Genomic DNA, 17,873 nt, shown 5'->3' with positions numbered 1-17,873 from the left:
AAGCCCAGTAGCGTCCACCACCTTTTTTCAAATGCATTTAAAATATACGGACGCTTAGCTCAGTTGGGAGAGCATCGCCCTTACAAGGCGAGGGTCACTGGTTCAAGCCCAGTAGCGTCCACCATTCATTAGAACTTCGCAATATTCACTAGCACTTAAAAAGCATCAGTCATGACATCCACCGTCATCATTTGCGATAGATTAGAGTTTTTAGTTGCTACACATCGCTTTTTCTAGTCGGTATACACCACTACGGTATCGTGAAACACCTTATCTTTGTACTCTAGCTCGTGACTAAATGTCATCCCAAGCTTTTTCATAATGTTAATTGACGCACTATTTTCAGGCTTAGCAATAGCGGAAAATTTTTCGATACCTATTTCATAAAGGGCATCTTTTACTGCCATAGCTGCTTCTGTTGCATAACCATGCCCCCAGCTGCTACGTAAAAACCGCCAGCCTAATTCAATATTATCCGTTTCGGGGTGTTGGGTGAAAAAGCCAAAAGGACGCACTAAAATCCAACCTATGCTCTCTTTTGTATCAAGAGTTTCAACCCGCCATAACCCCCAACCAAATGCAGGGTTCGAAAATGCAGTTAACCGAGGTATGAAAATATCGCGAATATCTTCTTTAGACGACTTTTTACCACCGTTGATGTACTTCATAACCAGCTCGTCCTGATCCAGTTCCCATAAAAAGTCTTCATCTGCTTCGGTGATGTAGTGGTAAGAAAGGCGCGCACTGTCCTTAATATGCATATACTTCCTTTATCGTTATAATTTTAAATGTGCTTTCAAAAATGAATATAGTCCATATTCGCTACAAACCAAATAAATTACACATTTTTTAACCACCTAACATTGCTAGGTGCTTCGTTGCCCCTGTCTTTCCTTCATGTAAATAATGGGTTTCATGCTTTTGCCCAAGGACTTTCTGCAAAAACAAAACCACTTCATCCACATTTCCACCCGCTAACAATTCACGCATATCAATGCCGTTTTCGCTAAATAGGCACAAATGAAGCTTTCCGGGAGCAGACACTCTTAAGCGGTTACAGCTTTTACAAAAGTCTTTGCTATACGGCATTATTAACCCTATACGCCCTGCATAGTCTGGGTGATAAAACTCTTGAGCGGGCCCAGCATCTTTTCGCCTGATTAATGGCTGCCACCCCATTTTCATCAACGTAGCTTTAAGAGGCGAACCACTTTGATGTTGTTTATTAAAAAACTGGTGTAAATCACCGGTTTCCATCAACTCAATAAAACGTAGTGTTACAGGCATCTCTTTTAACCACGCTAAAAAGCGCTGTAAACGGCTGTCTGAGAAGTCATTCAGTAATACTGAATTCACTTTTACGTCTAAACCACAATCTATAGCCGCATCAAGCCCTCGCAATACCGCTTTTAGCTTATCTTGCCCAGTTATTGCAGCAAATTGGCGAGGATCTAAACTATCAATACTTACATTAACTTGATGTAGCCCCGCAGCTTTCCAGTTAGCCGCGAATTTCTCCATACGTGCGCCATGGGTTGTCATAGCCACACGCTCAATCCCTGGTGTTGACGCGGTTAAATGCAGAATATCTAGAAAGTCTCGGCGCAGCGTAGGTTCACCGCCAGTTAAACGTACTTTTGAAGTACCTAGTCGAGCAAACGCCTTAAGAAGAGTGTCAATTTCTGGCAGAGACATAAAGTGGTCGCTAGAAGGGCCATCATACCCATCGGGTAAACAATACTGACAGCGGAAATTGCACGCTTCGGTCACTGACAAACGCAAATAGTGAAACTGTCTACCGAAACTATCTTCTAACAAACCAACTCCTAATTACTTTTTGTGAAAACACATTCAATTGCAAAAAAACAAAATGCCCAATATCTATACCTATCTCTACTGAGCTAATTTGTAGTGTACGACGCGCATTGAAAGAATAAAACATTCAGGTTGCTATAACTAAGACCAATTTATTTGCGAAGACCTTTCATTCATTTAAAAAAAGCGTTGCAGTGCAATCTAGTGTACCCTTTACATCAAAATGACGGGCTCTAGAGTCTGTTTATCTTTGTTTACAAATTGTGAATCCCCCTTTGGGGTTAGGACAAAAAAACAAAGATAAGCAGACTTTAGCCACTTACCTAATCACTCAAAACTATAAAATGAGAAGAAATCAATTTCCTGCGAATATCGATGAACCCGTAAAATGGCACGTTCTCTCACAGCTTTGGCCATATCTACTTGAGTTTAAACGTCGGGTTGCTCTAGCGCTTCTTTGCTTAGTTGCCGCCAAGCTCGCCAGTATCGGTTTGCCTTATGTACTCAAATATACCGTCGACAGCCTCAATGGCGACTTAACCACATTGGCCATGGCCGTACCAATTAGTTTAATTGTCGCTTACGGTACATTAAGGCTAACAAACGTTATTTTAGGTGAAGTACGAGACACCTTATTTGGCCGTGTTACTGAACGGGCAATGCGCCGGTTGGGTTTGAAAGTATTTAAACACTTACATACCCTCGACCTAGGGTTTCATTTAAACAGGCGCACTGGAGGGCTATCCAGAGACATTGAAAGGGGCACCAGTGGCATCAGCTTTTTAATGCGCTTTATGGTGTTTAACATTGTTCCCACTTTACTTGAAATCGGTTTAGTTGTGGGTTTGTTACTGTTTCAATTTGGCGTGTCTTTTGCGCTAATTATTGTCATTAGTGTAATTACCTACATTAGCTTTTCTATGAAAGCGACTGACTGGCGTACCCGCTTTGTTACCCAAATGAACGAAGCCGATTCAACCACAAATTCACGTGCAGTCGACAGCTTACTAAACTTTGAAACTGTTAAATATTTCAACAATGAAGCGTTTGAAGCTAATCGATACGATTCGGATTTGGCCACATGGGAGCAAGCGCGCAGAAAAAACCGTTTGTCATTATTTGCATTAAACGGTGGCCAAGCAGCAATTATTGCCATTGCAATGACCTCGATGATGGCAAACGCCGCCTTTGGGGTAATAAATGGTGAAATGACCATTGGTGACTTTGTACTGATTAACGCATTCACCATGCAAATCTTTATGCCGCTCAACTTTTTAGGCTTTGTATACCGAGAGATCCGCGGCAGCCTGGCTAACATAGATAAATTATTTGATTTACTAAGCCAAGCACCAGCAATTAAAGATGCTGACAACGCCGCTGCGTTACAAACCACAAACCCCGTAATAAAGTTTGAAAACGTTGTCTTTGCCTATAACGAAAGGCGCCCAATTTTAAATGGCATCACCTTCGATGTGCCAGCCGGCGCTAAAGTAGCCGTTGTTGGTGAAAGTGGTGCGGGTAAATCTACACTGATGAAACTGCTTTTTCGTTTTTACGACCCAAGTAGCGGCGCAATATCAATTGATGGAACAGACATTCGAGATATTACACAACAGAGCTTACGCAGCCACATTGGTATAGTTCCGCAAGATACTGTGCTGTTTAACACCACATTGCTTGAAAATATTCGTTATGGAAACCCAGACGCGTCTATTGAAGAAATAGAAAACGTGATCAAGCTGGCCCATTTAGAAAACTTTGTTGCCAAGTTGCCCGACAAGCTTGAGACCACCGTGGGCGAAAGAGGCCTAAAACTTTCAGGTGGAGAGAAGCAACGCGTGGCAATTGCCAGAGCTTTACTAAAAGGCGCGCCAATTATGATTTTTGACGAAGCCACCAGCTCTCTAGACAGTACTTCTGAACGAGCTATTCTATCTGCGCTTCGCGATGCAGCCAAAGGGCACACCAGCTTGGTAATTGCCCACCGGCTGTCTACCATTATTGATGCTGACAAAATCTTGGTACTAAAAAATGGCAATATAGTCGAAGAAGGGACACACACTTCGTTGCTTGCCGCCAATGGCGAATACGCCACATTATGGCAAGCACAACAACGGGAAAAACACGCAGAAGACGAGAAACAAATTTAAGAATATGGATCCCACCTTAATAAAAGACGCGATAAATCAAGTTATGCCTTTTGGCAAATATGCTGGACGGCGTTTGTATCATTTGCCTGAACCTTACTTGGTGTGGTTTCACAAGCAAGGCTTCCCTCAAAACAAATTGGGGGAACAGCTTGCACTGATGTACGAAATAAAACTCAATGGACTTGAGTCAGTGGTAGCTCCTTTACTAAACGACGACTAACCCGACAATAAGCAGCTCTTGGCTTAACAAAAACCTTGCCTAGCGCCCCTCTACTTGGTACGGTTTTCTTTGTTAATGAACTAGTTAGGAAGTCTAGTTTGACTCGCTCACTTCGAATCCCGCTAACTAATATTTATGCCAAAGGTGGCTATTGTGCTCATGTGAAACTGGGCGAGCATCAGCACCCTGTAAATCTAGTATTAGACACAGGCAGCAGCACACTGGTTGTGCATAACGGTAGCTATCAACCACATGAAGACACCGCCCTTAAACCCACACCATACGAACAAGATGTTTGCTATGGTATGGGTGGATGGTATGGACCGGTGGTAAATACCCGTGTGTCGTTTCACGGTTTGGGCTTAAGTATTCATTTAGACGACGTACACGTTGCCGTTACCGCTAAAGAAGAAAGCCAGAGTTTTGCTCAGGCAGACGGGATTTTAGGTCTTGCCTATGACGGGCTGAATACCGCGTATGACTTAACTTCATTTTTGCAAACCCGTGAAGTAAGCCCAGAAGTGACGTACCCGTATACCTTGAACCAAACCGATGCCAGTGTGCGAGACTACCGCAAATGGTTACATGATTTCCCAAAACAAACACTAACCCCTTATTTTACCCAGCTTGAAGCCCAAGGTGTTGTGGCTAATCAGTTTGCGCTACTCACACACCGTTCCAGTATTTTTCAGACCAACAGCCACTGCCCTATTCGAAAGCTTCAAGCCAGTAAAGCCAACCATGGCTTATTGGTACTTGGAAAGCCGCATATTCACGCCGATTTGTATAAGGCTCCTATTCACACTGCAAAAGTGCTTCACGACAAATACTACAACGTAAACGTGAAAGCGGTGCAAATAGACGGCCAACCCAAACGCAGCGCGCCTGCGTTAAAAGACAGCGAAGTAAAAGGCTATTGTACCAATGGCATTGTAGACAGCGGCGCTTCTATGGTGATGTTTCCGCCCTCGCTGTATAAGCAACTAATGAACGACTTTGCCAACCATAACCCGCAGTTCACCAATTTACTTGCCCCTTTTATGACCTTTGATGGTACTGAAAAAGGCATTGATGCGAATAAAGTCAACCTACACGAATGGCCGAATATTTATTTGTACATTGAGGGTGAAAATACAGAGGCAGACAACAACAGTAATGATGACATTGAAGGCAAACATAAAGGCCATAATAAAGGCCGAGATATTCGCCTATGTATTCCACCTGAGCATTACTGGCAAATACATGCTCCGGAACCTGAAATGGTCTCGTTTAAAATTTTGAGCACGCCTAACTGGCCAAATCAGAGTATTCTGGGGTTACCCTTACTCAACAACTACTACACCATTTTTGACAGAGAAAACGGTGACAAAGGCGTAATTCAATTTGCCACAAAAACCTCGTTAAGCGATGCGTTACATCTAGAAAGCAGTGGTATTTTTCACTCTCAGACCAAGCAGAACAAGAATAAGGAATAACGTGAGTACTCCACAAACAAAGGAAACAACACAGCATGGCAGCATTGTATGCGTTGGCGTGGGCATGACCTTGGGATCACATATTTGCCCACTTAGTCGCAGTTACATTGAACAAGCCGATGTGGTGTTTTGCAGCATGTCTAACCATTTTACCGAACTTTGGGTAAAAGAAATGAACAGCGACGTGCGTAGCCTGCAAATCTTTTATGCCGAAGGCAAAGACCGTCGCGATACCTACAAAGAAATGGTAGAGGCCATGATGGTAGAAGTCCGCGCTGGTAAAAAAGTGGTTGGCGCTTTTTATGGCCACCCCGGCGTCTTTGCATGGGCACCGCATAAGGTAATAGAGGTAGCCCGTAGCGAAGGGTTTGACGCCCATATGGAAGCCGGCGTGTCAGCAGAAGATTGCCTTTATGCCGATTTAGGCATAGACCCCGGTAAAACAGGTTGCCAACACTTTGAAGCGTCGCAGTTTATGTTTTACGAACGAAACATCGACGCTGCGGCATACCTCATTTTATGGCAAGTAGGTATTGCTGGCGATAGAAGTGCCGCCCGCTTTGAAACTACAAACGTATATAGAACCGTACTTAAAGAGCTACTTTTAGAGATATACCCAAGCGATCATAAAGTTGCCCTGTACGAAGCCAAAACCTTACCCATTGACGAAACTCGTATGGATTGGATTGCGTTAAGCGACTTCGATAAGGTTGTGGTTAATCAACACACCACTATGGCCATTCCACCTGCTAAAAAAACTGCAGCGCAACCACAAAGTACTGGCTCGCTTGGCACAATTAGACGAGCAGAACGGCAAATGACCGCTTTTTACACCCAGCGTTTAAGCCACCGGCTGCTAGAAGAACAAGATGTGCCGTTTGCTGCATCGCTTTACCAAGACCCAAACGTGATGCGAAAAATTGGGCCTGTCTACACGAGGGACAAAGCTGAGAAAGCAATGATAAATGCTGTTAAAGCAAATCATCATTCTCCACCAAACCTAAGAATTTGGCTAATTAGCGAACGAGAAACCGAGAAAGCCGTTGGTATACAAATGCTCAAATGGGCGAAAGATAAAAATGACGAAGCTGAAATTGGAATAATGCTGCTGCCTAAAGCCAATGGTAAACAGTATGCGTTTGAGGGTATGGGGGCGCTGGTCGATATTGGGTTTCATCAACTGAACCTTACTCATATTTATGCGCGATTTAACCCAACCAATATTCCCGTAAAAAAATTCGTAGACAATTTGGGTTTTAGAATTGAAACTAAAAAGGAATATGCGGTTGGCGAAAGCCAACAATGTCATATGAAAATAAAAGAATGGAGCCGCCCAGTTAAAGCAAACATTCCAGTTTCGACTTGTTAAAAAGTGAAGAAAGTGGAGTGTGAAAAACGCCATTAGCAAGAGGTGTGTGGCTTGAGTAAAGCAATCTATAATTTGTCATATACTTGGCCAAAAGTATTGGTATAGTATTTTTGGCCTAAACTGTTTTTTATTATAAAAAGGAAAATCAATGAGTGCCGTACAACTATTAGAGCAACTTGGTGCAAACGCTAGTCTTCAAGAAGACAAACAACTTGCTAACTCTATTCTTGACCAAATTGGCGAGCAAAATGAAAAAATGTGGTGTTTTATGGTTCCCGCTGAAGAGGATGATGAAGATAACACTGAAGAAGAAGATAAGACAGAGGGTGAAGATAAAGTCACCTTGCAATAACTGAGTTTACAGATATGCGGTTGCTTCTTTTATTCGTTTTTCTATATTCATTGGCTTTTGATACCCTCGCGAACTCTGAAATTGAGGAGCTTTTCGAAGTAGCCAACAACGTCAAAAGTAGTGATATCGAATTATTTGAAGCAACCATAAATACGCTTCGTTCAAAAGAAGGAATGCTTTCACGCGAGCAATTCTTCTATCTTGAATATCTAACAGGGTACTTATACGGCTTCAAAGGGAAAGCGTCTGACGCTTTGTCATACTATTACAGCGCATACAAAAATACATCTGATAATGATTTGAAAGTTATCTCCATGATGTCTATCGTAAACTACCGAGGAATAGCTCGAGACTTCCATTCTGGCTATATTGAAGCTGAAGAATTACTTTCCATTATAAAAACTGCATCAAAAAAAGTGCAGCTGAACGCTACCTTCGTATTAGCTATTTTTTATAATTTAGCAGACGATAACGAATCATCTAGCCAGCTTTTACAACAGGTTGACGAAAACAAATTAGACCTTAGACAAAGTTGTATATTCAAAAGCACACTGTTAGAAGCACATCAAAAACTGGGGTTTCTAGCCGATATTAATAGGCACGAAGAAGCAATCGAAACGTGTAAAAGTGCCAATGAACCTATACTCGTTGGGATATCAACGCTTTTGAAAGGACAACATTTGGTTGAAACAAAAAAACCAGAAAGAGCCATTCAACTTTTAGAAGATTCTGAACAATTGTTTTTAAACAGCAGGTACCCAAGAATTATTGCCGAATTTTACTCTACGAATGCTGAAATAAAACAATCGCTAGGCTACTTTAAAGAGGCAATAGATGATGCTCAGCAATCACTATCGTATGCTACGTCTTTGCATGTGACTCAGCCACGAGTACAAGCTTATAAAGTCCTTTCAGAAGTGCACGAACACTTCGGCCAATTGAGCGAATCACTTAAATACTACAAACTCTACGCAGAGGCCGAAAAAGCTTTCCTTGACGAAACCAAGGCCAAACAGCTCGCCATTCAACAAGCGAAAATTGAGTCTATCGAGAAAAATAACAAAATTGCATTACTAGACAAAGAAAACGCTATTTTAAAGGCTGAAGCGTTAACTGAGCGCGAAGAGAAACTCAATACCCAACTTATTGCTGTCATATTAGCACTTCTGACAATAGGTACATTTGTTTGGGCACGTAAGAACCGTCGTATGCATGCAATGTTGCGACACAAGGCCCAAGTTGATCAGCTTACCAATATAGCTAACCGCAGCCACTTTAGTGCCGAGTCTGAGCGCGTAATAGCGCAGCAATCAGTGCTTGCATCACCGGTTTCGTTCATTATTTTCGATTTAGACTTTTTTAAACATGTAAACGACAATCATGGTCACCTTACTGGTGACTGGGTACTTGAACACACCGTAAAAGCGGTAAAACCATTGTTGAGAAATAGCGACCTTTTTGGTCGTATGGGGGGCGAGGAGTTCGCCATTCTACTTAGTGGATGTGATGCACAACAAGCAATTACTATCGCAGAAAAATGTCGTCAGGCGATTGAAAATTTAGACTGCTCACCGTCAGGCGCTTTATCATTGAAAGTTACCGCCAGTTTTGGCGTATCAGACTCCATTCAATGTGGTTATAGTTTTGACTCGTTGTACGGATGTGCTGACGATGCGTTATACAAAAGTAAGCACGCTGGAAGAAATGATGTATATGTTTACGAACCCTCTTTCACATCAACACCATCTTCATCATCGACTTCGCCAACAGCTTCACCCGCGTGAGACGTTTAAAAACATTAAAAAAGCCCCAGCGTTTTTATGCAGGGGCTTATTAATGTTAGATTGATTACTACTTACGCATTTTTCAAATGATCGGCTACCAAAAATGCCATCTCTAGTACTTGGTCTGCATTTAGACGCGGATCACATTGCGTCTTATACGCTTGTGCTAAATCGTCATCACTAATTTGGTAAGCACCACCGGTACACTCAGTAACGTGCTGCCCTGTCATTTCAAGGTGAATACCGCCGGCATGCGTACCTTCAGCTTCGTGTGCTTGGAAGAACTGCTTAATTTCACGCAATATAGCGTCGAAGTTACGGGTTTTGTAACCACTTGATGCTGAGAAGGTATTGCCGTGCATTGGATCAGAGCTCCACACCACATGACGCCCTTCCGCTTTCACTTTACGCAATAAACGAGGAAGGTTGTCGGCCAAATTGTCTGCGCCCATACGGGTAATCAATGTCAAACGGCCTGGGTCGTTCAATGGGTTTAGTGCGTCAATCAAACGAATAAGTTCGTCTTCTTGCATGCTTGGCCCTACTTTCACGCCAATTGGGTTGTGAATACCACGGAAGAACTCAACGTGCGCATGATCGAGCTGACGCGTACGCTCACCAATCCATACCATGTGCGCTGAACAGTCGTAAGGCTTACCTGTCAACGTATCAATGCGAGTAAGCGCCTGTTCGTAATTAAGTAAAAGCGCTTCGTGCGAGGTAAATAACGACGTCTCATGCAATGTTGGACTGGTATGAGAATTAATTCCAATCACATCCATAAACGCCAAGGTATCTTGAATTCGCATTGCCATGTCTGAATAACGCTCTTTCAGCGGATTATTCTCGACAAACGCCATGTTCCAGCGATTCACTTCGTGAAGATCAGCTAAACCACCCTGTGCAAATGCACGCAATAAATTAAGTGTTGATGCGCTGCGATGATAGGCTTCAAGTAAACGGTCAGGATCAGGACGACGTGCCGCTTCAGTAAACTCAAAGTTGTTAATAATGTCACCGCGATAACTCGGTAGTGTTACCCCGTCTCGGGTTTCAAAGTCACTAGAGCGGGGCTTGGCATACTGACCTGCCATACGTGCCACTTTAGTAACAGGGCAGCGTCCAGCAAACGTTAATACAATGGCCATTTGCAATAACACTTTAAACGTATCGCGAATTTTAGGTGCATTAAATTCATCAAATGACTCTGCACAATCGCCACCTTGCAGCAAGAAGCCTTTTCCTAAGCTTACTTCGCCTAGCTGACGGCGTAACTCACGTGCTTCAGCGGCAAAAACGAGGGGCGGATACGTACTTAATGTTTGCTCTACTTGTGCTAATCGTACTTTATCATCGTACTCTGGTTGTTGAAGAATAGGTTTATTTCTCCAACTGTCTACTTGCCAATTACTCAACGGTGTTCTCCTGAAAAATTTTTCGATGTAGGGCAAACGTCTTAAAAAAATGACTGTTCAAAAAAGCTGACGGCACTTTACCACATTTATTCTAGGGAAATAGGGGCGCAAACTTGAATTTCTAGAAAGTTATCGTGCTTGCTTATAGCAAAATGACATTCAAACACCGATTCTAAGTAATGTTTAGTGGCAACGTTCTCTGGTAAACCTTGCACAACTAACGCCCCCTTATGCATTAACCACAAGGTGTTACTGTAGTTGGCACTTAGGCTAATATCGTGGGAACTCATAACAACAGTATTGCCTTTTTTGCACAGTACGTTTACCAAATTAGCCAGTGCGTACTGATGGCGGATATCAAGCCCTTGAAGAGGTTCATCAAGTAATACAAGCCCTTCTCCCTTTTCAAGAAGGGGCCATATTTGCAAAAGCGTACGGCAAATTTCAACGCGCTGTCTTTCCCCCCCTGACAAATGAGTAAGTACTTTAGGCAGAAACGACGTTACTTCAAGTGCCTTTTCAATAAGCGGAGGAATAGGCTGTGAACACAAGTGCGGTGTGCTGCTGCCTTTTGCGATCACAGGTTGAGCATAGAAACTCAAGTACTCGCCAACAGTAAGGTGAAAACTACTTAGGCTGTGCTGTCCAAGCATTGTTCGTACACCGGCTAGAGTTGCCAGTGACCATGAAGACATAGGACGTTCGTACAAAGATACTTGCCCGGAATCAGGTTCTAGCAACCCTGCCATGACCAAAAGCAATGATGATTTTCCCGCGCCATTGGGGCCCAGTATATGAATACACTGCCCTTTAGCCACATCTACGTTATCTATGGTAAACCGATTTTTGAGGGCTACCTGACGTAATGATATTATTGAAGCTTCTGCGCCTTTAGCCATTACACTACCCTCTCACTTGACCTTTGTATAACGCCCAAATAAGTAACGGCCCACCCAAAGTGGCGGTGATCATTGATACTGGCAACGTGATAGCTCGAGTGAGTTCTGAGCTTAGTGCAACAATAAGAAGAAGGCACGCCCCTGCCAATGCACTTAAAGGCACAATGAACCGATTATTGTGCCCAATCACAAGGCGCAAAATATGCGGTATTAGTAGGCCAACAAACGCAATTGAGCCCGCCATCGAAACAGCAGCGCCAACAGCAACAGCGCATACTAACAAGCAGCGCTCTGTGAGCTTTTCTACATTTACGCCGCTATTTTTAGCAGCAATGTCTCCACCATATAGTTTGTTTAAATCGCCCGCAAAATACGACTGCAAACCAAGCGCCGTAATAATAAGTGGCGCACCAACCATCAATATTGGCCAATTGGTTTGATATAAGCTACCCATTAACCAAAAGGTGAGATTGCGCAATGCATTCGCGTCGCTGAACATGTAGAGCCAACTAATAATAGCCCCACTTAAGGTCGAGATTGCCACGCCACAAAGGATCACTGCGGTAGAAGAGCCAAGCAGTCTTCTCGCCATCGCATAAAGTAACAAGGTGCTGGCAAGCGCCCCTATAAAACACCCCAAAGGCAGTAGATAGTGAAAATACTCCGACGCCCAGCTTGGCGTAACCAACAATAAAATTGCCGCCACTAAACTTGCACCGCTGGTTATGCCCACTATTCCGGGGTCGGCAAGCGGGTTGCGCAATACTACCTGTAATGTTGCACCACTGCTCGCCAGCGCAGCACCTACAAGTATTGCAGTAATGACCAAAGGCAGTTGGATCTGCAGCGTAATATGCTGCTTTAACGGGATTGCAGCATCGCTTCCCCATACTGTGCTTAAAATAGCCGCTGTCACGGCAATCAAAAGTATCGTAAGGGCAATGGCGCTCTTTGTGCCTCTATTCAAACTAGGTTCCCATTTTTAAATGCTATTAATTGTTAGAGCCTGTTTATCTTTGTTCATTTTTTGTACTGATGGTCAAAATAGTCCATCGCAAGGCGTTACTGGTGTAGCTATAAAGCTTTAATGTGTGCAATTAAACCATCTGAGGCTTGTTCTATTAAATCTAACACTAATTCAAACCCCCGTTTTCCACCGTAATAGGGGTCTGGGACTTCAAGCTCTTGAAGATTAGCACCGTCAACATTAGCAAATTCAAGAAACAGCTTTATTTTGTTGTGATATTGCGGTGAACTCATTTCCCGTAAATTCGACAAATTACTGTTGTCCATGGCAAGGATATAATCGAACTTTTCAAAGTCTTCTTGTTCAACGCGACGACACTTAAGGCCTTTAAAACTGTAACCCCGTTCTATACCGGCTGCTTGCGAGCGCTTGTCAGGAGGATTGCCGATGTGATACCCATGTGTACCAGCTGAGTCGATAACCAAATCTAAACCCGCGGCGGCAGCTTTTTGTTTAAATACCGCTTCTGCGGTAGGTGAGCGACAAATATTGCCCAAGCATACAAATAAAACCGACGTCGATTGTTCCATTCGAGTTCCCTTAATTTACGGTGACGGGGCGTGACTAAACTTTATGCTCAGTTTCACGTATGATACGCCGTCTAAACAATTGTGGAGTAAATATGACCGCACATGTACTAATGCTAAGCAGTTCTCGCCAGGGCAACGAGCCATACCTTGAACATGCTAGAGCGCTTATTTTTGCACACTTAGGTGACATTCGCGACCTTCTATTTGTGCCCTACGCGGCTGTAACACAAACCTACGATGCATATGTGGAAGCCGTTTCCAGAGCGCTACCAGAATGTAATGTAACTGGTTTACACACGTTCACAGACCCTGTTGCAGCACTCAACAACGCTAAGAAAAACAATCAAGCCATTGTGGTTGGTGGCGGTAACACCTTTCACTTGTTGAGCACGCTGTACTCACAAGCGCTTGTGGTTCCCATAAAGCATGCTATTGCAGACTGCACACCTTACATAGGCTGGAGTGCAGGTTCTAATATTTGTGGACAAACCATTCGAACTACCAATGACATGCCTATTATCGAGCCACCAAGCTTCGATGCCTTAGATATAGTACCGTTTCAGTTAAACCCGCATTACAGTGACTATCAGCCACCTGGACATAATGGCGAAACCCGCGACCAACGCCTTGCCGAGTTTACCGCGCTAAACCCCACTACGCCTGTCGTTGCTATTCGCGAAGGCACTGCACTCAAACTTTCCGAGTATACATTAACCTTTGAAGATGGTCGCGAAAGTAAAGGCAGTGAAGAACATGATGGCTTCATCTTTTTGGGTGACGAGAAAACACCAATTAATGCAGGTGATGACCTAACACATTTGCTGAATGCTATAGCAGCTGACTAACTGCCCCCGCTAATTGCTGTGGATCAGGCGCACGCTGGAAGGGTATCTCGGCCAAAAGTGGCTCAGGTAACATGGCTTTTAATGATTCAAGGTTCTCTTGGTATCGTGTCATGTTGCCTGTGATATCATTTGCGACCCACCCCTTAATAGTTAGCCCATCGCTACGTATCGCTTCAGCGGTTAATAGGGCATGGTTCAAACACCCTAAGCGCATGCCCACCACCAAAATCACGTCCATTTTCAGCGCTGAGACCACATCTGAAAGATAACGCGTTAGTGATTCAGGTGTACCTGTCGTTAATGGCAAACGCCAACCACCGGCCCCTTCCATCAATAGCAAATCTGCCTTGTGAGCACGCAGCGTATTCAGTCCATTTTCGATATCCTTATCACTCAGGATCACACCATCTTCTTGTGCTGCGATATGCGGAGCAATAGGTGGTTTTAATGCTATGGGATTAATTTGTGAAATAGGTAGCGTTAAGCTACTGGCTTGTTGAATTTTTGCCGCATCTTCATTTACCCACTCACCATTCACGAAATCGCACCCCGCCGCAATGGGTTTATAACCAACACTCACTAATTGTGCCTGTGTCGCGGCACGCAACAAGTGACAGGTTACATAAGTTTTTCCTACTTCCGTATCTGTCCCAGTAATAAAATATTCTTTCATCGTTTTTCCAACCTGTAGTGACCCACACGATAAGTAAGCGGTAACTTATCTTTTACGCCACAAATATTGCGATACGCCATATCAAGCTTGTTTAAATCATGGCGCGTTAACAAAGGCTGTTTTCGACCAGTTTCCCCTGCTCCCACGCCTTTCACTGAACGCAGTAACGCCATAATGTTCGAGTGACTGTCCACATAATCTTTTACAATCACGCGAGATAACCTTAAGCCCGTTTGTGTAAATGCCTCACACCATTGGTTAGACGATGGCATGGGCGTATTCGCTTGAGGAAGTTGCGCTATTTCCCTTGCTCTTTTGAGTTCGCCAAAGGAACCATCAACCATAATGGCAAGTTCAGCAATTCCCCCTTTCTTTAACACTCTGGAAATTTGTGAAGCAGCTTTTCTCGGATCACTAACCCACTGCAATGCCATTGAAGAAAACACCGTTGAGAATCGCTCGTCACTAAAAGGTAAATTTAGCGCGCTAGCATGCACAAATGCAGGTAAAGCATAGGTTGCTTTAGCATGAGCCAACATGCCTTCGGCTATATCAATTCCAGTGGTATTGGCTCCCATCTCACACAACGTTTGTGTATGTGTGCCTGTCGCACAACCGATATCCAATGCCTCTTCAGTTAAGCGCCGAGGTAAATTATCAATGGCAGTTCGCGCAATAATTTTTTGAATATTAGCAAGATGATTGTATTTGCTGGCCGCTTTGGAAAATCGCGAGGCAACAGCTTCTTCACTGATACATGGCTTTATAGCCGTTGCAGAAAATACACCTTTTACCGTGTTTTCACGCTTACTTTCACTGTTTTCGTCACCATTGTTGCAGGGGTTTGCTACTTCATTGCTGTTTACCATCTCTTTGCTGTGCATTTGCTGCGAGTGTTCGCTGTAAAGCATCGTCAGATTTGCATCCACTTAGTTACACTCCTCCACCGCCAATGCAATGGCATCAAGCATTACATCAATATCGCGTGTTGTATGGTTAGACGACAAAGTTATTCGCAGCCGATCTTGAAACTTAGGAACAGTGGGATAGCGAATAGCGGTTATCCATATGCCACGTGCCTTTAAACTTTCACTAAGTGCCAACGCCCGTTTAGGGCACCCTACAATTATCGGTTGAATAGCACTATTTGAGTTAGCAAGGGTAAGTGTACTGTTAGGCACAGAGTGATTATTGTTCTCACTGGTTGGCGTTTGTGATGTACTGCTGAACTTAGCCTTAAACCCTTCACGAAAGTGGGCAATGTTGGCAATGAGCTTTTCACGGCGAGTACTGTCAGTGGCAATATGTGTCATTGAATACAATGTTGCCACGGCTTGTGCAGGAGGCATAGCCGTTGAATAAACGTAGTGTTTGGCAAAATTAACTAAGTAATCGATAAGTACTTGGCTTCCAGCAATAAAGGCGCCAGCGGTGCCTACGGCTTTGCCAAATGTTCCCATAACAATGGGCACTTGCGCTTGGGTTAAACCCAATGCTTCAATGGTGCCAAAGCCATTGTCGCCAAGTACACCTATACCGTGGGCATCATCTAACATAAACCATGCATTGTACTGCTGCGCTATCTCGGCAATCTCTTCACTTGGCGCGCAGTCGCCGTCCATGCTAAACACTCCTTCACTTACAATGAGCGTGTCGGAGTTAGCGCCTTTTTGTAACAAACTGGAAAGGTGTTCTGTGTCGTTGTGTTTAAAGCGTCGAAGCTGTGCATTATCACTTACACACATAGCGCCTTCTAAGAAAGAGGCGTGCATAAGTTTATCGGCGAAGATATTCGCGTGCTGCTTATTGTCGAATACTCGGGCATGCTCTGAAAAAAGCGCCATACAAAGCGCTTGGTTTGCAGCAAAGCCAGAATTAAATAACAGCGCAGCTTCGCGATTAAGCCCATCTGCAATATAACTTTCAAGCGCTAAATGCGCTTGGGTGTGGCCGGTTACCAAAGGTGACGCGCCACTGCCTGCACCAAATTGTGCTAAACCTTCAACCCACGCTTGTAAAACGCCTTCATAATGACGCATACCAAGGTAGTCGTTACTGGAAAAGTTGAGGTAGTGCTCGCCGTTAATACAAATAATGTTGTCTTTTTCGTATTGCTGGCATTGTCGTTGTCGAAGCAAGCCGTTATCAGCTCGCTCCGTCAGTGCATCGGCTAACCAATTAAAGGCCATTACGCCTCCACAGAAGTTTGCTTTTTCTCAGCGTTCGCCTTGGGCTTGCTGGCATCATAGAACAAGTCGCTTGCATCAGCTTGTTGCTCTTGCTGCTGCGCAATCTCTTCTTCTAAAACTTGTTGGTGCGCCTCATCTGAGAAGTCTCGGGTACGCTCAGTATTAATGCCCAATTTTTTGAACAGCATCACGTCTTCATGAGTGTCTGGGTTTGACGTGGTTAACAATTTGCAGCCATAAAAAATAGAGTTTGCACCAGCCATAAAGCACAGCGCCTGCATTTGTTCATTCATTGCCTCGCGGCCTGCTGATAAGCGCACATGCGACTTAGGCATCATAATACGCGCCACGGCAATGGTGCGAATAAACTCGAAGTAGTCTAGGTCTTCCACGCTATCTAAAGGCGTACCTTTCACTTTTACTAACATGTTAATAGGTACACTTTGTGGTTGTTCAGGCAAATTAGCCAGCTGTACTAGCATGCTTGCGCGATCGCTTACCGTTTCACCCATACCCACAATACCACCGGAGCATACATTCATACCTGCGGCACGCACATTTTCTAGGGTATTCAAACGGTCTTGGTAGGTACGCGTTGTAATAATATCGCCGTAAAACTCAGGAGACGTATCTAAGTTGTGGTTATAGTAGTCAAGGCCCGCTTGCTTCAATGCAACGGCTTGTTCTCTTGTTAGCATGCCTAGCGTCATGCAGGTTTCTAACCCTAAACTTTTTACTTCTTCCACCATTTTTAAGATGTAAGGCATATCGCGATCACGAGGATTGCGCCACGCCGCCCCCATACAAAAACGGGTTGAACCCACCTGTTTCGCTTCTTTCGCACGCTGTATCACTTTTTCGATTTCAAGAAGACGCTCTTTTTCAAGGCCAGTGTCATAACGCGCGCTTTGCGGACAATATTTACAGTCTTCCGGACAAGCACCCGTTTTGATCGATAACAATGTACTTACTTGCACTTCATTCGGATTGAAGTGTTGTCTGTGAACAACCTGCGCTTCAAACAGCAAGTCATTAAACGGCATTGCAAATAACGCCTCTACTTCGGCTTTAGTCCAATCGTTTCGAATAGTTGTCGTTTGCGCGTTGTGCGCTGAAGCCAGTGTCATTGA

Annotated in this window: 17 protein-coding genes and 1 tRNA gene; 8 read left to right on the top strand and 10 right to left on the bottom strand. The window is 43.9% G+C overall.

The window, feature by feature from the left end:
- The first annotated feature begins 48 nt into the window (after positions 1-48).
- Positions 49-124, top strand: a tRNA-Val gene (locus tag EYR97_RS17350).
- A 109-nt stretch (positions 125-233) separates the two neighbouring features.
- On the opposite strand, the gene EYR97_RS17345 is transcribed toward EYR97_RS17350, so the two are convergent.
- Both EYR97_RS17345 and moaA read right to left on the bottom strand, forming a co-directional pair.
- Positions 234-761 (bottom strand): GNAT family N-acetyltransferase, encoded by a 528-nt coding sequence (locus EYR97_RS17345; protein ID WP_131095023.1) that lies wholly within the window; start codon positions 759-761, stop codon positions 234-236.
- Positions 762-849: 88 nt separating this feature from the next.
- Entirely contained in the window at positions 850-1,818 is a 969-nt protein-coding gene (gene moaA / locus EYR97_RS17340) for a GTP 3',8-cyclase MoaA (RefSeq protein ID WP_131095022.1), read from the bottom strand.
- A gap of 341 nt (positions 1,819-2,159) precedes the next feature.
- Between moaA and EYR97_RS17335 the strand changes: the two genes are divergently transcribed.
- The 6 genes from EYR97_RS17335 to EYR97_RS17310 all read left to right on the top strand — a co-directional run bounded on the left by EYR97_RS17335 (position 2,160) and on the right by EYR97_RS17310 (position 9,165).
- Positions 2,160-3,965: an ABC transporter ATP-binding protein/permease gene (locus tag EYR97_RS17335; RefSeq protein WP_131095021.1), complete on the top strand. Its 1,806-nt coding sequence runs from the start codon at positions 2,160-2,162 to the stop codon at positions 3,963-3,965.
- A 4-nt stretch (positions 3,966-3,969) separates the two neighbouring features.
- Positions 3,970-4,185 carry a DUF3820 family protein gene (locus tag EYR97_RS17330; RefSeq protein ID WP_131095020.1) on the top strand — a complete coding sequence of 72 codons (216 nt, stop codon included), beginning with the start codon at positions 3,970-3,972 and terminating at the stop codon, positions 4,183-4,185.
- A 98-nt stretch (positions 4,186-4,283) separates the two neighbouring features.
- Positions 4,284-5,660 (top strand): pepsin-like aspartic protease, encoded by a 1,377-nt coding sequence (locus tag EYR97_RS17325; RefSeq protein WP_165478088.1) that lies wholly within the window; start codon positions 4,284-4,286, stop codon positions 5,658-5,660.
- Between the two features lies 1 nt (position 5,661).
- Complete coding sequence (locus tag EYR97_RS17320; RefSeq protein WP_131095018.1) at positions 5,662-7,029, top strand: GNAT family N-acetyltransferase; 1,368 nt, start codon at positions 5,662-5,664, stop codon at positions 7,027-7,029.
- 148 nt (positions 7,030-7,177) lie between these two features.
- Positions 7,178-7,381, top strand: a complete 204-nt coding sequence (locus EYR97_RS17315; RefSeq protein WP_131095017.1) for a hypothetical protein — start codon at positions 7,178-7,180, stop codon at positions 7,379-7,381.
- 14 nt (positions 7,382-7,395) lie between these two features.
- The gene (locus EYR97_RS17310; RefSeq protein ID WP_131095016.1) at positions 7,396-9,165 is read left to right on the top strand and encodes a GGDEF domain-containing protein; all 1,770 of its coding nucleotides are present in this window, start codon (positions 7,396-7,398) and stop codon (positions 9,163-9,165) included.
- 71 nt (positions 9,166-9,236) lie between these two features.
- Here the strand turns inward: EYR97_RS17310 and EYR97_RS17305 are convergent, their stop codons facing one another.
- The 4 genes from EYR97_RS17305 to EYR97_RS17290 form a co-directional block, all read right to left on the bottom strand.
- Entirely contained in the window at positions 9,237-10,580 is a 1,344-nt protein-coding gene (locus EYR97_RS17305; protein ID WP_131095015.1) for a class II 3-deoxy-7-phosphoheptulonate synthase, read from the bottom strand.
- Between the two features lie 86 nt (positions 10,581-10,666).
- A complete protein-coding gene (locus EYR97_RS17300; protein ID WP_131095014.1) occupies positions 10,667-11,479 on the bottom strand; it encodes an ATP-binding cassette domain-containing protein in 813 nt (270 codons plus the stop codon).
- Positions 11,480-11,483: 4 nt separating this feature from the next.
- A complete protein-coding gene (locus tag EYR97_RS17295; RefSeq protein ID WP_131095013.1) occupies positions 11,484-12,446 on the bottom strand; it encodes an iron ABC transporter permease in 963 nt (320 codons plus the stop codon).
- A gap of 107 nt (positions 12,447-12,553) precedes the next feature.
- Complete coding sequence (locus EYR97_RS17290) at positions 12,554-13,036, bottom strand: low molecular weight protein-tyrosine-phosphatase (RefSeq protein ID WP_131095012.1); 483 nt, start codon at positions 13,034-13,036, stop codon at positions 12,554-12,556.
- Between the two features lie 92 nt (positions 13,037-13,128).
- On the opposite strand from EYR97_RS17290, the gene pepE reads away from it, so the two are divergent.
- Complete coding sequence (gene pepE, locus EYR97_RS17285; RefSeq protein WP_131095011.1) at positions 13,129-13,881, top strand: dipeptidase PepE; 753 nt, start codon at positions 13,129-13,131, stop codon at positions 13,879-13,881.
- Here pepE and bioD read toward each other — a convergent pair.
- From bioD to bioB, 4 genes are read right to left on the bottom strand one after another with little or no spacing between them, the layout of a single operon-like run.
- Positions 13,865-14,554 carry a dethiobiotin synthase gene (bioD, locus tag EYR97_RS17280; RefSeq protein ID WP_131095010.1) on the bottom strand — a complete coding sequence of 230 codons (690 nt, stop codon included), beginning with the start codon at positions 14,552-14,554 and terminating at the stop codon, positions 13,865-13,867. The genes pepE and bioD overlap by 17 nt on opposite strands.
- On the bottom strand, positions 14,551-15,483 hold the full coding sequence (locus tag EYR97_RS17275; protein ID WP_242635098.1) for a class I SAM-dependent methyltransferase: 933 nt from the start codon (positions 15,481-15,483) through the stop codon (positions 14,551-14,553). The genes bioD and EYR97_RS17275 overlap by 4 nt, the downstream gene beginning before the upstream one ends.
- Entirely contained in the window at positions 15,484-16,743 is a 1,260-nt protein-coding gene (locus EYR97_RS17270; RefSeq protein WP_131095009.1) for an 8-amino-7-oxononanoate synthase, read from the bottom strand.
- Positions 16,743-17,870, bottom strand: coding sequence for a biotin synthase BioB (gene bioB / locus EYR97_RS17265; RefSeq protein ID WP_131095008.1), 1,128 nt, complete (start codon positions 17,868-17,870; stop codon positions 16,743-16,745). The genes EYR97_RS17270 and bioB overlap by 1 nt, the downstream gene beginning before the upstream one ends.
- Between the last annotated feature and the right edge of the window lie 3 nt (positions 17,871-17,873).

The sequence above is a fragment of the Alteromonas sp. KUL42 genome, assembly GCF_006538325.1.
Lineage (GTDB): Bacteria > Pseudomonadota > Gammaproteobacteria > Enterobacterales > Alteromonadaceae > Alteromonas.
Note: the sequence above shows the minus strand (reverse complement) of the source record. Positions and strands in the feature narration are given on the sequence as shown.

What these genes read in the sequence shown, in the direction of transcription:
- EYR97_RS17335 (WP_131095021.1), top strand. Translation starts at nt 2,160, where the DNA reads ATGAGAAGAAATCAATTTCCTGCGAATATCGATGAACCCGTAAAATGG.
- EYR97_RS17270 (WP_131095009.1), bottom strand. Translation starts at nt 16,743, where the DNA reads ATGGCCTTTAATTGGTTAGCCGATGCACTGACGGAGCGAGCTGATAAC.
- EYR97_RS17310 (WP_131095016.1), top strand. Translation starts at nt 7,396, where the DNA reads ATGCGGTTGCTTCTTTTATTCGTTTTTCTATATTCATTGGCTTTTGAT.
- EYR97_RS17330 (WP_131095020.1), top strand. Translation starts at nt 3,970, where the DNA reads ATGGATCCCACCTTAATAAAAGACGCGATAAATCAAGTTATGCCTTTT.
- pepE (WP_131095011.1), top strand. Translation starts at nt 13,129, where the DNA reads ATGACCGCACATGTACTAATGCTAAGCAGTTCTCGCCAGGGCAACGAG.
- EYR97_RS17290 (WP_131095012.1), bottom strand. Translation starts at nt 13,036, where the DNA reads ATGGAACAATCGACGTCGGTTTTATTTGTATGCTTGGGCAATATTTGT.
- EYR97_RS17315 (WP_131095017.1), top strand. Translation starts at nt 7,178, where the DNA reads ATGAGTGCCGTACAACTATTAGAGCAACTTGGTGCAAACGCTAGTCTT.
- bioD (WP_131095010.1), bottom strand. Translation starts at nt 14,554, where the DNA reads ATGAAAGAATATTTTATTACTGGGACAGATACGGAAGTAGGAAAAACT.
- EYR97_RS17345 (WP_131095023.1), bottom strand. Translation starts at nt 761, where the DNA reads ATGCATATTAAGGACAGTGCGCGCCTTTCTTACCACTACATCACCGAA.
- bioB (WP_131095008.1), bottom strand. Translation starts at nt 17,870, where the DNA reads ATGACACTGGCTTCAGCGCACAACGCGCAAACGACAACTATTCGAAAC.
- EYR97_RS17300 (WP_131095014.1), bottom strand. Translation starts at nt 11,479, where the DNA reads ATGGCTAAAGGCGCAGAAGCTTCAATAATATCATTACGTCAGGTAGCC.